The sequence below is a fragment of the Pseudomonas sp. GL_117 genome (assembly GCF_057835125.1).
The window spans coordinates 5,092,078-5,105,474 of record NZ_CM174418.1; the positions used below are offsets into that span (position 1 = coordinate 5,092,078).

Below are 13,397 nucleotides of genomic sequence, written 5' to 3' on the forward strand. Positions count from 1 at the left end.
GCTTCAACCCTGCACGACGCAGGTGGCCAAGTGCGCAGCGAGCGCATCAAAGGCAATGTTCTGTTGCTCGCCCTGGCCACGCAGGGGTTTGAAACCTATCACTTGCTGGGCCAGTTCGTCATCGCCAAGGATCAGCGCATACAGCGCGCCGCTCTTGTCGGCCTTCTTGAACTGGCTCTTGAAGCTGCCGGCGCCGGCATTGACCTGCAGGCGAAGGTTCGGCAGTTGGTCGCGCACCTTCTCGCTCAAGGCCAGGGCGGCCAGTTCGGCGGCCTCGCCAAAGGCGCAGAGGTACACATCCACCTGACGGGAGATTTCTTCCGGGACCTTTTCCAGGGTTTCCAGCAGCAGGATCAAGCGCTCGATGCCCATGGCGAAGCCCACGCCAGTGGTCGGCTTGCCGCCCATCTGCTCGACCAGGCCATCGTAGCGCCCACCGGCGCACACGGTGCCCTGGGCGCCGAGTTTGTCGGTGACCCACTCGAACACGGTCTTGCTGTAGTAATCGAGGCCGCGCACCAGTTTGGTGTTGATCACGAACGGGATACCGGCAGCATCCAGGCGAGCCTTGAGGCCCTCGAAGTGAATGCGCGACTCGTCGTCCAGGTAATCGGCCATTTTCGGCGCGTTGACCAGTACGGCTTGGGTGTCGGCGTTCTTGGTATCGAGCACGCGCAGCGGGTTGGTTTTCAGACGGCGCTGGCTGTCTTCGTCCAACTTGTCCAGGTGAGCGGACAGGTACTCGACCAGGGCCACTTTATAGCGGCCGCGGGATTCGCTGGTGCCCAGGCTGTTGAGTTCAAGCTTGACCGCGTCACGGATGCCCAGCAGGCCCCACAGGCGCCAGGTCAGCACGATCAGCTCGGCGTCGATGTCCGGGCCGTCGATGTTGAACACTTCCAGGCCGATCTGGTGGAACTGGCGATAACGGCCTTTCTGTGGCCGTTCATGGCGGAACATCGGGCCGATGTACCACAACTTCTGCGGCTGGCCGGCACCGGTGAGGCCATGCTCCAGCACGGCGCGCACGCACGCGGCGGTACCTTCCGGACGCAGGGTCAGGGAGTCGCCGTTGCGGTCTTCAAAGGTGTACATTTCTTTTTCGACGATGTCGGTCACTTCACCGATGGAGCGCTTGAACAGCTCGGTGAATTCGACGATCGGCATGCGGATCTGCTTGTAACCGTAGTTATCCAGCAGGCGCGCGACGGTGCTTTCGAAGTAGCGCCACAACGGCGTCTGCTCCGGCAGGATGTCGTTCATGCCGCGAATGGCTTGCAGAGACTTGCTCACATCAAATCCTTAAATTCGTTCAATCAGCCGCGCGCGATCAGCGCTGCGTCAGCTGCGACCTTTTCGGCCGCTTTCTCGCGGATCAGCTTTTCAAGCTCGTCCACCAGATTGTCATTCGTCAATTTCTGCGACGGCTTGCCATCGATGTAAATCAGGTTCGGTGTACCGCCGGTCAAGCCCACATGGGCTTCCTTGGCTTCGCCCGGACCGTTGACCACACAACCGATCACCGCTACATCCAGTGGCACCAACAGGTCTTCAAGGCGCAATTCCAGATCGTTCATGGTTTTCACCACGTCGAAGTTCTGCCGCGAGCAGCTCGGGCAGGCAATGAAATTGATGCCACGGGAGCGCAAACGCAGGGATTTGAGAATGTCGTAACCGACTTTCACTTCCTCAACAGGGTCTGCCGCCAGGGAGATGCGGATGGTATCGCCAATCCCTTCGGCGAGCAGCATACCGAGACCCACCGCAGATTTCACTGTGCCTGAGCGCAAACCGCCCGCTTCAGTGATACCCAGGTGCAACGGCTGCACGATTTCCTTGGCCAGCAGGCGGTAGGCTTCGACCGCCATGAATACGTCGGAGGCCTTTACGCTGACCTTGAAGTCCTGGAAATTCAGGCGTTCGAGGTGCTCAACGTGACGCAGCGCCGACTCAACCAGTGCTGCCGGCGTAGGCTCGCCGTATTTCTTTTGCAGGTCTTTTTCCAGGGAACCAGCGTTGACGCCGATACGGATTGGAATACCGCGATCACGGGCAGCATCCACCACGGCACGCACACGGTCTTCGCGACCGATGTTGCCCGGGTTGATCCGCAGGCAGTCCACACCCAGTTCGGCTACGCGCAAGGCGATCTTGTAGTCGAAGTGAATGTCGGCAACCAGTGGCACCTTGACCAACTGCTTGATGCGACCGAAGGCTTCGGCGGCGTCCATGTCCGGTACGGAGACGCGCACGATGTCGACACCAGCCGCTTCCAGACGATTGATCTGGGCGACGGTGGCGGCCACGTCATTGGTGTCGCTGTTGGTCATGCTCTGGACCGCGATGGGGGCATCGCCACCCACAGGCACCGAGCCAACCCAGATCTTGCGCGATACGCGACGTTTGATTGGAGATTCGCCGTGCATGACTATTGTCCCAACTTGAGGCGAGCGGTCTCGCCACTGGTGAACGGCGCCACGTCCACAGGCTGGCCGTTGTAGGCCACTTGCGCGCCACGGGCAAAGCCCAGACGCAGCGTCAAAGGAGGCTTGCCGGCCTGGTCGAGCGTATCTCCCTTACGCTTCAGACCGCTAAACAGCACCTTGCCATTGCCATCGGTGAGTTGCGTCCAGCAGTCGGCGATGAAAGTGACCTGTACGCGGCCATCACCGGCGATCAACGCTGGGGTGGTCGGCGCGGAAATCGCAGGGGCGGCAGGCGTGACTGGAGCAGGCGCTTGTGCCGGTGCGGCTGGCGTATGCGCCTGCGCAACCGGGGCGGCTGGGGTGGCCTGGGCGTGAGCCGGTGCAGTCGGCGTCGCGGGAGTCGGTGCAGCGGCGGTCGCGGCTGGCGCGGTTTCCGGGGCGGGTTGCTCGGTGGCAACCGGCGCTTCGGGGGCAGCCTGGCCTTCGGCAACAGCCTGGTCTTCCGGCTCATCCAGTGGATGAATCTGGGTGGTGCCGTCGGCGCTTTCGACTTCGACGTGCTCCATGGCGTTGCTGGTCATGTCTTTGGTGCGCTGGGAGGTCTGGTCTTGCCACCAGACAAAACCACCGCCGATCACGGCGATCAGCAGCAACAGGCTGACAATACGCAGAATCGTGTGGGAAACCCGCACCGGCTCCTCGATACGGCCCAAGCCGTGGACATTGCTGCCCTGGGAATCCGTACCGGTGAATTGGTCGAACTCCTGGACCAGTATGGCTTGGTCGATGCCGAGCAATTTGGCGTAGGCGCGGATGTAGCCACGGGCGAAGGTATGCCCCGGCAACTTGTCGAACGCGCCGGCTTCCAGGTTGGCCAGGGATGTGGTGGTCAAATTGAGCTTGAGGGCCACTTCCGCCAGCGACCAACCATTGCTTTCGCGGGCCTGACGCAAGGTGTCGCCTGGGTTTACGCGATTAGCTGCTACAACTTCCGGGTGCGCCGCTTTCATCATTGCTCCGACAGGTATTGCTGATATTCCGGCGTACCGGGATAGAGTCGTTCGAGTTGCTGGCCAAAACGTGCGGCCGTGTCGCGTTCTTCATGAACCGTCGCCAGCCGCACACCGAGCAATAGACTACGTGCATTTTGCCCGCTGAGCAGGCTAAAACGCTCGTAATAGTCACGTGCCGGCACATAATGCCTGTCTTCGTAGGACAACTCAGCCATTTCGAGCAAGGCCCGCGGCTGACGCCCATTCAAGTGCAGGGCTTTTTCCAGTTGCTGGCGAGCGCTGTCGCGCTGGCCTAGGCGCAGCGAGGTCACTGCGAGGTTCTCGAAGACACGGGAACGCTCAGGATAGAGGGTATCGGCGCTGGCTTGCTGGAAATAAAGGGCGGCCTGGTCATAACGTTTCTGCTCGAACAGGAAACTGCCGTAGTTGTTCAGCAGCCGTGGGTCGGCAGGACGGGCGGCCAGGGCCTTGTTGAAATACTGGCCGGCCAGTTCCGGCTCGGCCTGGGCCTGGAACACCAGGGCCAGCGCGGCATTGGCGTCCGCATCGTCGCTGTCCAGCTCAAGCGCCTTCTTCAGCGGCACCTTGGCCTGTTCGCTCAGACCCTGTTGCAGATAACCCAACCCCAGTTGCACATAGGCAACCCGCGCCTCATCACGGCCTTTGCCGGTTTGCAAAGGGCTCTCGTAGCCCGATGAAACACAACCGGCCACAAGGCCGGTAACAAGCAAAAGCAGCGCAAGGCGCAAGGGCATAGAGATCCTCTCTCAGATTCGATTCACGGCAATGAGCGGCAAATCGTCGGCGGCATTCACTTCGCGCCCGGCGATATAACGTTCACTGCGGCGGGTGCGGTCCATCACCTGCCCGACCAGTTGGCCACAGGCGGCGTCGATGTCTTCACCACGGGTGGTGCGGACGGTGACGTTGTAGCCAGCCTGGTGCAGTTGATCCTGGAAACGGCGGATCGCGTTGTTGCTCGGCCGCTCGTAGCCAGAATGGGGAAACGGGTTGAACGGGATCAGGTTGATCTTGCACGGGGTGTTCTTGAGCAACTCGATCATCTCGACGGCGTGTTCGACCTTGTCGTTGATGTCCTTGAGCAGGGTGTACTCGACGGTCAACACGCGTTTCTCACCCAAGGTCGCCATGTAACGCTGGCAGGATTCGAGCAGCATCTTAAGCGGATACTTCTTGTTGATCGGCACCAATTGGTTACGCAATGCGTCATTGGGTGCGTGCAGCGACAACGCCAGGGAGACGTCGATGTGCTTGGCCAGCTCATCGATCATCGGAACCACGCCGGAGGTCGACAGGGTCACGCGGCGCTTGGAGATGCCGTAGCCCAGGTCGTCCATCATCAGGTGCATGGCGGAGATGACGTTGTCGAAGTTCAGCAGCGGCTCACCCATGCCCATCATCACCACGTTGGTGATGGCACGGTCGACGGTCGCCGGGACGCTGCCAAAGGATTTGTTGGCAATCCACACCTGGCCGATGACTTCGGCGGCGGTGAGGTTGCTATTGAAGCCTTGCTTGCCGGTGGAGCAGAAACTGCAATCCAGGGCACAGCCTGCCTGGGACGAAACGCACAAGGTGCCACGTTTGCCCTGGGGAATGTATACGGTCTCGACGCAGCTGCCGGACGCCACGCGCACCACCCACTTACGGGTGCCGTCGCTGGAGATGTCCTCGCTGACCACTTCGGGACCACGCACCTCGGCAATAGCCTTGAGCTTGTCGCGCAGGGCCTTGCTGACGTTCGTCATGGCGTCGAAATCATCGACGCCAAAGTGGTGAATCCATTTCATTACCTGACCGGCACGGAAACGCTTCTCCCCGATTGAGTCGAAGAATTTCTCCATTTCCGGCTGGGTCAGACCCAGCAGGTTGGTTTTAACAGTCGATGTAGTCATGGATTCACCTTCACTCTTAAGCCAATGCTTAGCGAGTGGTTACTTCAGTAGCTGCGAAGAAGTACGAGATTTCACGAGCAGCTGCGGCTTCGGAGTCCGAACCGTGAACAGCGTTGGCGTCGATGGAATCAGCGAAGTCAGCACGGATGGTGCCGGCAGCAGCTTCTTTAGGGTTGGTAGCGCCCATCAGCTCACGGTTCAGAGCGATAGCGTTTTCGCCTTCCAGAACCTGAACAACAACAGGACCGGAGATCATGAAGGCAACCAGGTCGCCGAAGAAACCACGAGCGCTGTGCTCAGCGTAGAAGCCTTCAGCTTCGGCTTTGGACAGTTGCTTGAGTTTCGAAGCTACAACCTTCAGGCCGGCTTTTTCGAAACGAGTGGTGATCTCGCCGATGACGTTTTTTGCAACAGCGTCAGGCTTGATGATGGAGAAAGTACGTTGAACAGCCATGGTGTAACTCCAGAAACGGTAATTTACGAAAAATTAAACCCGCGAATTATACGCGGGTTATCGGGTATTGCCTAACCTGCGGGGATGATCAGTCGATTTCTTCGATCCAGAGCGCCTGGACCGCTTCCAATACCTTCTCGCCACAGCGGCCAGAGGTGTTGTCGAAATCGGGAAGCTCCATGATCCAGCGCTGCAGATCAACGAAGTTGACCTTCAACGGGTCCACATCCGGCTTCGCTTCAGCGAGCTCTTCAGCAATGCGCTGTACATCATTCCAACCATATTTCATGACAGTACTACCAATCAGTGCGGCGCTTCGGCCGCATGGTTGAGCGAATATTTCGGAATTTCGACGGTGATGTCTTCAGTCCCGACCTTGGCCTGACAGCTTAGGCGCGAATGCGCCTCCAGGCCCCATGCGCGATCGAGAAAATCCTCTTCCAGCTCGTCGGCCTCTTCCAGGGAGTTGAACCCCTCGCGGATGATGCAATGACAAGTGGTGCAGGCGCAGACGCCGCCGCAGGCACTTTCGATCTCGATGTGGTTGTCATGGGCAACTTCGAGGATGGACTTGCCGGTCTCAGCCTCCACGACCATACCGTCCGGGCAATGCTCGGCGTGTGGCAGAAAAATGACCTGCGGCATTAATTATTCCTCGATTTCATTCAGGTTGCGTCCCGCCAGGGCGGCTTTTACCGTCTGGTCCATGCGGCGGGCGGCAAAGGCATCGGTCACTTGCGACAGGCGCTTGGTCTGCTGCTCGATGGCATAACCATCGGTGCCCTTCATCAATTCGGCCAGTTCCTGCATCTGCAGGTCGATGACCATGCGCTCTTCGGCGTCCAGCAGGCGCTCGCCGTCGACATCCAGGGCGCCCTGCACCGCTTCGAGCAGGCGCTGGGCATCCACTTGTTGCTCACGCAGTACGCGGGCGACCTTGTCGTCACTGGCGTGCTGGAACGAATCCTTGAGCATCTTGGCGATTTCACCATCAGTAAGGCCATAGGACGGCTTGACCTGGATGCTCGCCTCAACGCCCGAACCCATCTCGCGCGCGGCCACGTTCAGCAGGCCGTCGGCGTCGACCTGGAAGGTCACGCGGATCTTCGCCGCACCCGCCACCATCGCCGGGATGCCACGCAATTCAAAGCGCGCCAGGGAGCGGCAGTCGCTGATCAGCTCGCGCTCGCCTTGCAGCACATGGATCATCATGGCCGTCTGGCCATCTTTGTACGTAGTGAAATCCTGGGCGCGGGCGACGGGGATGGTGGTGTTGCGTGGAATCACCTTCTCCATCAGGCCGCCCATGGTTTCCAGCCCCAGGGACAATGGAATCACGTCAAGCAGCAGCAGTTCGCCGCCGTCACGCTTGTTGCCGGCCAGGGTATCGGCCTGGATGGCGGCGCCAATGGCGACGACTTGATCCGGGTCGATTTCGGTCAACGGCTGGCGACCAAAGGCTTCAGCGACCGCCTCACGAACGCGCGGCACGCGAGTTGAACCACCGACCATGACCACGGCGCCGACATCTTCCAACTCGATACCGGAATCACGCACGGCGCGGCGGCAGGCCTTGAGGCTGCGGGCGACCATCGGCTCGATGAGCGAATCGAAGGCTTCACGGGTCAGTTGGGCCGACCAGTTGCCGTAGGAGACGTCAACAGATGCAGCGTCAGTCAGTGCTTCCTTGGCGGCACAGGCGGTTTGCAACAGGTTGCGTTGCGCGCCCGGGTCCAGGTCGGCAGACAAGCCGGCGCTGCTGATGATCCAGCCCGCGATGGCGTGGTCGAAGTCGTCACCGCCCAAGGCACTGTCGCCTCCGGTGGCCAGCACTTCAAACACGCCGCCGGTCAGGCGCAGGATCGAAATATCAAAGGTGCCGCCGCCCAGGTCGTAGATCGCAACCAGGCCTTCGGCATGCTGGTCGAGGCCATAAGCCACCGCTGCCGCCGTCGGCTCGTTGAGCAGGCGCAGCACGTTCAGACCGGCGAGTTTTGCCGCATCCTTGGTGGCCTGGCGCTGGGCGTCATCGAAGTACGCCGGAACGGTGATCACCGCCCCCACCAGTTCGCCGCCCAAGGTGGTTTCCGCACGCTGGCGCAGCACCTTGAGAATATCGGCCGACACTTCCACCGGACTTTTCGGGCCCTGGACGGTGTCGATGAACGGCATGTGGGATTCGCCACCGACAAAGCGGTACGGCAGCTGGTCACCCAACTGCTTGACGTCGGACAAACCACGCCCCATCAGGCGCTTGACCGACAGCACGGTGTTCAACGGATCGGTAGACGCCGCCAGCCTGGCTGACTCACCCACTTCGGTACGGTCAGCGTGGTAACGCACGGCGGACGGCAGGATCACCTGGCCATCGGCGTCGGGCAGCGGCTCGGACAGGCCGCTGCGCAAGGCAGCGACCAGGGAATTGGTGGTGCCCAGGTCAATCCCGACCGCCAGGCGACGCTGGTGCGGTTGAGGACTTTGGCCGGGTTCGGCGATTTGCAGTAGGGCCATGGTAATCAGGTCTTATCTGTCTATCAGGCGTGCATCACGGGCAGCACACGGGGTTAATCGTCGAGGCGCTCTTCTAGCTGGCGCACTTCGTAGGTGAGCTTGTCGAGGAACTGCATGCGCCGCATCAGGCGTTCGGCCTGTTCGCGTTGCGCAGCGTCATCCCAACAGGCTGCGAAGCTTTCGTTGAGCTCATCCTGGGCCGTTTTCAGACGACGCTTGAAGACTGCGACACCGGCCAGATCGGCCTCGTCCTGCAAGTCTTCGAGCTCTTCGCGCCACTGCATCTGCTGCCTCAGGAAGTCCGGGTCATGCACGGTCACTTCCAGCGGCAACTCGCCACCGTTCATCGCGAGCAGGTAGCGCGCGCGTTTCGGGGGGCTTTTGAGCGTCTGATAGGCTTCGTTGAGGCTGGCCGACTGCTCCAGCGCCAAGCGCTGCTCACGTTCGGTAGCGTCAGCAAAGCGGTCCGGATGCACACCACGCGCCAATTCTCGGTAGCGCGTGGCAAGCTGCTCAAGGTCCAGCCGAAAACTCGGCTGCAGCTCGAATAAAGCGAAATGACAAGGAGTACCCACGAATAGCCTCAGATGTTGAAGCTTTCGCCGCAGCCACATTCACCGCGTACGTTGGGGTTGTTGAACTTGAAGCCTTCGTTCAACCCTTCCTTGACGAAATCGAGTTCGGTGCCGTCCAGGTAGGTCAGGCTTTTAGGGTCGATGATCACTTTCTCGCCGTGACTTTCGAACACCTGGTCTTCCGCAACCACCTCGTCGACGAACTCCAGCACATAGGCAAGGCCGGAACAGCCCGTGGTGCGTACACCCAGACGAATCCCCTCACCTTTACCGCGCCCATCCAGGGAGCGTCGCACGTGCCGCGCAGCCGCTTCTGTCATGCTGATAGCCATCGTTGACTCCTTACTCGTCGCCAAATGCTTAGATCAAGCCTTTCTTCTGCTTGTAGTCGCGAACGGCCGCCTTGATGGCGTCTTCTGCGAGTACGGAGCAGTGGATTTTCACTGGCGGCAGGGCCAGTTCTTCGGCCAGCTGGGTGTTGCTGATGGTGACAGCCTCATCCAGGGTCTTGCCTTTCATCCATTCGGTCGCCAGGGAGCTGGAGGCGATGGCCGAACCGCAGCCGTAGGTCTTGAACTTGGCGTCTTCGATAACGCCCGCGTCGTTGACCTTGATCTGCAGGCGCATGACATCGCCGCACGCCGGGGCGCCGACCATGCCGGTGCCGACGTCTGGGTCTTCCGCGTCCATCTTGCCGACGTTACGCGGGTTTTCGTAGTGGTCGATGACCTTTTCGCTGTAAGCCATGGTACTGAATCCTCACTCATCAGGGCCGCTCTGGAACCCTGTAGACACGCCTGCGTTTTCCGCCACGTGCCTACAGAGCCGGGGTGGCGGCTTCTATATTTAGTGTGCCGCCCACTCGATCTTGGAAATGTCGACACCGTCTTTGTACATGTCCCACAGCGGCGACAGAACGCGCAGCTTGTTGACGGCTTCGCAGACTTTCTGCGCGGCGTAGTCGACTTCTTCTTCGGTGGTGAAGCGGCCGAACGTAAAGCGGATCGAGCTGTGTGCCAGTTCGTCGTTGCGGCCCAGGGCGCGCAGTACGTACGACGGCTCAAGGGACGCCGAGGTGCAGGCCGAACCGGACGAAACCGCCAGGTCCTTGAGCGCCATGATCAGCGACTCGCCTTCGACGTAGTTGAAGCTCAAGTTCAGGTTGTGCGGTACACGGGCGGTCATGCTGCCGTTGATGTACAGCTCTTCAAGGTTCTCGACCTGCTTGTAGAAGCGGTCGCTCAGGGCCTTGATACGGATGTTTTCGGCAGCCATGTCTTCCTTGGCTACACGGAAGGCTTCGCCCATGCCGACGATCTGGTGGGTTGCCAGGGTGCCCGAACGCATGCCGCGCTCGTGACCGCCGCCGTGCATGGTGGCTTCGATGCGTACGCGAGGCTTGCGGCTCACGTACAGCGCGCCGATGCCTTTAGGGCCATAGGTCTTGTGGGCGGAGAACGACATCAGGTCGACTTTCAGCTTCGACAGGTCGATGTCGACCTTGCCGGTGGACTGGGCCGCATCGACATGCAGCAACACGCCTTTGGAGCGGGTCAGCTCGCCGATGGCCGCGATGTCGTTGATGGTGCCGATTTCGTTGTTCACGTGGATCACGGAAACCAGAATGGTGTCTTCACGCAGCTCGGCTTCGATCATGGCCGGAGTGACGATACCGTCGGTGGTTGGTTCAAGGTAAGTGACCTCGAAACCTTCACGCTCCAGTTGGCGCATGGTGTCGAGGACAGCCTTGTGCTCGATCTTGGTGGTGATCAGGTGCTTGCCTTTGGTCGCGTAGAAGTGCGCGGCGCCCTTGATTGCCAGGTTGTCGGATTCGGTAGCACCGGAGGTCCAGACGATTTCGCGCGGGTCGGCATTGACCAGGTCAGCGACTTGGCGACGAGCGTTCTCGACCGCTTCCTCGGCCTTCCAGCCAAATACGTGGGAACGGGAGGCAGGGTTGCCGAAGTTTCCGTCAACCAGCAGGCACTCGCTCATCTTTTGCGCGACACGCGGATCAACCGGGGTGGTCGCTGAGTAATCAAGGTAAATCGGCAATTTCATGGACTTTCTCCTAAATCAGGCTGGCTGGCGTGCCGTTAGCTCTTCGGCTGTCACTCGACGGCGGACGCTTCGATCTTGTCCAGACGCGGCGCCTTGGTATTGCAACGGCGCTGGTCCTGACGCTGGGCTACTTCTTGCACCTCACGGCGAGTCACAAGATCAGCCAAGCTGATACCACTCAAAAACTCATGGATCTGCAGGCTCAAGTCACACCACAGGTGGTGCGTCAGGCAGGTGTCGCCGGCATGGCAATCACCCAGACCCTGGCATTTGGTGGCGTCGACGGATTCGTTGACCGCATCGATCACCTGGGCGACCTGGATGCCCTGCATATCGCGGGACAGCTGATAGCCACCACCCGGCCCACGCACACTGGAAACCAGATTGCTGCGGCGCAATTTGGCGAACAGTTGCTCAAGATAGGACAGGGAAATGCCTTGGCGCTCGGAGATATCGGCCAGGGACACCGGCCCAGTTTGCGCGTGCAAAGCCAAGTCAAGCATGGCAGTCACCGCGTATCGGCCTTTTGTAGTCAGTCTCATGGACAAGTACCAAGGTGTTTCAGAATGGGAGCGAGTATGCGATTCCCGAGTATTTAAGTCAACTATAAGACCTAGTACTTTAGTCAGGATTACCCGTAAAAAGGGCGCGCGAATCATAGCAGGATGGGGTGGTGACGAACAGCGGGAAGGCGACCGGACTGGGACCGCGAGACCAACGGAGATCAAAAGTGGGAGCGGGCTTGCTCGCGAAAGCAGTGAGCCAGTCAATATATTTGGCGACTGATACACCGTATTCGCGAGCAAGCCCGCTCCCACAAGGGGTTTGCGGCGATTGCGAGAACTCAGCTCGCCCTGGTAGCCGCTTCGTCCTTGATTTCGGCGAAGTCTTCTTCGCGCAACTCAGGCAGCTCCTTCGCACAGTAAGGACTCCCCAGATCCTTCAACGCACCGCACATACCCTCCAGCTTGCCGTCCACCGCTTGCAGATGATCGAGCAACTGGCCAATGGCACGCGCCACCGGGTCAGGCATATCTTCGCTGACGCCATAGGCATCGAAGCCGATCTTCTCGGCCATGGCCTTGCGCTTGGCTTCCTGCTCTTCGCCGACTTCCGGCTTGACGATAATGCGCCCGGGAATGCCGACAACGGTGGCGCCAGGCGGCACAGCCTTGGTCACGACGGCGTTGGACCCGACTTTCGCGCCGGCACCAACGGTAAACGGGCCGAGCACCTTGGCGCCCGCTCCGACCACCACACCATTCTCCAGGGTCGGATGGCGCTTGCCCTTGTTCCAGCTGGTGCCGCCAAGGGTCACACCCTGGTAGAGCGTCACGTCGTCGCCGATTTCTGCGGTCTCGCCGATAACAATGCCCATGCCATGGTCGATAAAGAAGCGACGCCCCACCTTGGCTCCCGGATGAATCTCGATCCCCGTCATCCAACGCCCGAAGTTCGACACCAGCCGCGCCAGCCATTTCCAGCCCATGCCCCACAACGCGCTGGACAAGCGGTGAATCCAGATAGCGTGCATGCCCGGGTAGCAGGTCAGCACTTCAAAGGCGTTGCGCGCCGCCGGGTCCCGGTGGAAAACACTTTGGATATCTTCTCGCAAACGCTCGAACATTTTTTAATCCTTCCGCTTTAGAAGCTCACCACGGGCCGCTTTCTGGGTTTCCGTGAGGATGCCACGCAATATATTCATTTCCGCCCGGCTGACCGAGCTGCGTCCGTACAAGCGACGCAGGCGCGCCATCAAGTGCCGTGGTTTTTCAGGATCGAGGAACTCGATGGCCACCAGGGTTTGCTCCAGGTGCTCATAGAACCGCTCCAGCTCGTCCATGGTGGCCAGCTCGCCACTTTTGGTCGAAGCGACTTCTTCCTTTTCCACTTTGCTCGGCTGGCCAGCAGCGGCCAGCCAGGCCATGCGCACTTCGTAAGTCAACACCTGCACCGCCGCCCCAAGGTTCAAGGAACTGAACTCGGGATCTGATGGAATGTGTACGTGGTAATGACATCGCTGCAGCTCGTCATTGGTCAGGCCGGAATCTTCACGACCGAATACCAGGGCGATTTCGGCGCCACCAGCGGCCTCCTCCACCACTTTGGTTCCGCATTCGCGCGGATCCAGCAGCGGCCAGGGGATGCGGCGGTCGCGGGCGCTGGTGCCGAGCACCAGGTTGCAGCCGACCAAGGCGTCTTCCAGCGTGGCGACCACCTGTGCATTTGCAAGGATGTCATTGGCGCCCGAAGCGCGGGCATCGGCCTCGTGGTGCGGGAACACGCGCGGCTCGACCAGCACCAGGCGCGTCAGCCCCATGTTTTTCATGGCTCGCGCCACCCCGCCGATATTGCCGGGATGACTGGTATTGACCAAGACGACACGAATGTTTTGCAGCAAGGGAGGCGCTCTCGGACACAGGAAAGGGGAGCAAATCTTA

Annotated in this window: 16 protein-coding genes; all 16 read right to left on the reverse strand. The window is 60.2% G+C overall.

The features are described 5' to 3' along the window. Positions 1 to 3 precede the first annotated feature (3 nt). Positions 4 to 1,293, reverse strand: a complete 1,290-nt coding sequence (gene hisS, locus AC3ISR_RS23175; protein WP_192299562.1) for a histidine--tRNA ligase — start codon at positions 1,291 to 1,293, stop codon at positions 4 to 6. A 23-nt stretch (positions 1,294 to 1,316) separates the two neighbouring features. Continuing rightward, the gene (gene ispG / locus AC3ISR_RS23180) at positions 1,317 to 2,426 is read right to left on the reverse strand and encodes a flavodoxin-dependent (E)-4-hydroxy-3-methylbut-2-enyl-diphosphate synthase (RefSeq protein ID WP_003175952.1); all 1,110 of its coding nucleotides are present in this window, start codon (positions 2,424 to 2,426) and stop codon (positions 1,317 to 1,319) included. A gap of 2 nt (positions 2,427 to 2,428) precedes the next feature. Continuing rightward, entirely contained in the window at positions 2,429 to 3,436 is a 1,008-nt protein-coding gene (locus tag AC3ISR_RS23185; RefSeq protein ID WP_463984137.1) for a RodZ domain-containing protein, read from the reverse strand. Continuing rightward, positions 3,436 to 4,194, reverse strand: coding sequence for a type IV pilus biogenesis/stability protein PilW (pilW, locus tag AC3ISR_RS23190; RefSeq protein ID WP_192299565.1), 759 nt, complete (start codon positions 4,192 to 4,194; stop codon positions 3,436 to 3,438). The genes AC3ISR_RS23185 and pilW overlap by 1 nt, the downstream gene beginning before the upstream one ends. A gap of 12 nt (positions 4,195 to 4,206) precedes the next feature. Then, on the reverse strand, positions 4,207 to 5,355 hold the full coding sequence (rlmN, locus tag AC3ISR_RS23195) for a dual-specificity RNA methyltransferase RlmN (protein ID WP_192299566.1): 1,149 nt from the start codon (positions 5,353 to 5,355) through the stop codon (positions 4,207 to 4,209). Positions 5,356 to 5,383: 28 nt separating this feature from the next. Beyond that, positions 5,384 to 5,809, reverse strand: coding sequence for a nucleoside-diphosphate kinase (gene ndk / locus AC3ISR_RS23200; protein ID WP_017846179.1), 426 nt, complete (start codon positions 5,807 to 5,809; stop codon positions 5,384 to 5,386). A gap of 88 nt (positions 5,810 to 5,897) precedes the next feature. Then, positions 5,898 to 6,098: a Fe-S cluster assembly protein IscX gene (gene iscX / locus AC3ISR_RS23205; RefSeq protein ID WP_192299567.1), complete on the reverse strand. Its 201-nt coding sequence runs from the start codon at positions 6,096 to 6,098 to the stop codon at positions 5,898 to 5,900. A gap of 14 nt (positions 6,099 to 6,112) precedes the next feature. Further along, positions 6,113 to 6,454, reverse strand: a complete 342-nt coding sequence (gene fdx / locus AC3ISR_RS23210) for an ISC system 2Fe-2S type ferredoxin (protein WP_015372914.1) — start codon at positions 6,452 to 6,454, stop codon at positions 6,113 to 6,115. A gap of 3 nt (positions 6,455 to 6,457) precedes the next feature. After that, positions 6,458 to 8,320, reverse strand: coding sequence for a Fe-S protein assembly chaperone HscA (gene hscA, locus AC3ISR_RS23215; protein ID WP_226457740.1), 1,863 nt, complete (start codon positions 8,318 to 8,320; stop codon positions 6,458 to 6,460). A gap of 53 nt (positions 8,321 to 8,373) precedes the next feature. Continuing rightward, complete coding sequence (gene hscB / locus AC3ISR_RS23220) at positions 8,374 to 8,895, reverse strand: co-chaperone HscB (protein WP_463984139.1); 522 nt, start codon at positions 8,893 to 8,895, stop codon at positions 8,374 to 8,376. An 8-nt stretch (positions 8,896 to 8,903) separates the two neighbouring features. After that, positions 8,904 to 9,227: an iron-sulfur cluster assembly protein IscA gene (iscA, locus tag AC3ISR_RS23225; protein WP_010565230.1), complete on the reverse strand. Its 324-nt coding sequence runs from the start codon at positions 9,225 to 9,227 to the stop codon at positions 8,904 to 8,906. A 28-nt stretch (positions 9,228 to 9,255) separates the two neighbouring features. After that, positions 9,256 to 9,642: a Fe-S cluster assembly scaffold IscU gene (gene iscU / locus AC3ISR_RS23230; RefSeq protein WP_028617851.1), complete on the reverse strand. Its 387-nt coding sequence runs from the start codon at positions 9,640 to 9,642 to the stop codon at positions 9,256 to 9,258. A gap of 99 nt (positions 9,643 to 9,741) precedes the next feature. Next, complete coding sequence (locus AC3ISR_RS23235) at positions 9,742 to 10,956, reverse strand: IscS subfamily cysteine desulfurase (protein ID WP_192299570.1); 1,215 nt, start codon at positions 10,954 to 10,956, stop codon at positions 9,742 to 9,744. A gap of 50 nt (positions 10,957 to 11,006) precedes the next feature. Next, on the reverse strand, positions 11,007 to 11,498 hold the full coding sequence (iscR, locus tag AC3ISR_RS23240; protein WP_003194020.1) for a Fe-S cluster assembly transcriptional regulator IscR: 492 nt from the start codon (positions 11,496 to 11,498) through the stop codon (positions 11,007 to 11,009). A gap of 302 nt (positions 11,499 to 11,800) precedes the next feature. Then, positions 11,801 to 12,583, reverse strand: a complete 783-nt coding sequence (gene cysE / locus AC3ISR_RS23245) for a serine O-acetyltransferase (RefSeq protein WP_192299571.1) — start codon at positions 12,581 to 12,583, stop codon at positions 11,801 to 11,803. A 3-nt stretch (positions 12,584 to 12,586) separates the two neighbouring features. After that, complete coding sequence (trmJ, locus tag AC3ISR_RS23250) at positions 12,587 to 13,357, reverse strand: tRNA (cytosine(32)/uridine(32)-2'-O)-methyltransferase TrmJ (protein ID WP_192299572.1); 771 nt, start codon at positions 13,355 to 13,357, stop codon at positions 12,587 to 12,589. Positions 13,358 to 13,397: the final 40 nt, after the last annotated feature.

Excerpts from the sequence above, each read along its gene's own strand:
- iscU (WP_028617851.1), bottom strand. The coding sequence starts at position 9,642 with ATGGCTTACAGCGAAAAGGTCATCGACCACTACGAAAACCCGCGTAAC.
- AC3ISR_RS23185 (WP_463984137.1), bottom strand. The coding sequence starts at position 3,436 with ATGAAAGCGGCGCACCCGGAAGTTGTAGCAGCTAATCGCGTAAACCCA.
- hscA (WP_226457740.1), bottom strand. The coding sequence starts at position 8,320 with ATGGCCCTACTGCAAATCGCCGAACCCGGCCAAAGTCCTCAACCGCAC.
- ndk (WP_017846179.1), bottom strand. The coding sequence starts at position 5,809 with ATGGCTGTTCAACGTACTTTCTCCATCATCAAGCCTGACGCTGTTGCA.
- pilW (WP_192299565.1), bottom strand. The coding sequence starts at position 4,194 with ATGCCCTTGCGCCTTGCGCTGCTTTTGCTTGTTACCGGCCTTGTGGCC.
- rlmN (WP_192299566.1), bottom strand. The coding sequence starts at position 5,355 with ATGACTACATCGACTGTTAAAACCAACCTGCTGGGTCTGACCCAGCCG.
- fdx (WP_015372914.1), bottom strand. The coding sequence starts at position 6,454 with ATGCCGCAGGTCATTTTTCTGCCACACGCCGAGCATTGCCCGGACGGT.
- iscR (WP_003194020.1), bottom strand. The coding sequence starts at position 11,498 with ATGAGACTGACTACAAAAGGCCGATACGCGGTGACTGCCATGCTTGAC.
- cysE (WP_192299571.1), bottom strand. The coding sequence starts at position 12,583 with ATGTTCGAGCGTTTGCGAGAAGATATCCAAAGTGTTTTCCACCGGGAC.
- iscA (WP_010565230.1), bottom strand. The coding sequence starts at position 9,227 with ATGGCTATCAGCATGACAGAAGCGGCTGCGCGGCACGTGCGACGCTCC.
- AC3ISR_RS23235 (WP_192299570.1), bottom strand. The coding sequence starts at position 10,956 with ATGAAATTGCCGATTTACCTTGATTACTCAGCGACCACCCCGGTTGAT.
- iscX (WP_192299567.1), bottom strand. The coding sequence starts at position 6,098 with ATGAAATATGGTTGGAATGATGTACAGCGCATTGCTGAAGAGCTCGCT.
- ispG (WP_003175952.1), bottom strand. The coding sequence starts at position 2,426 with ATGCACGGCGAATCTCCAATCAAACGTCGCGTATCGCGCAAGATCTGG.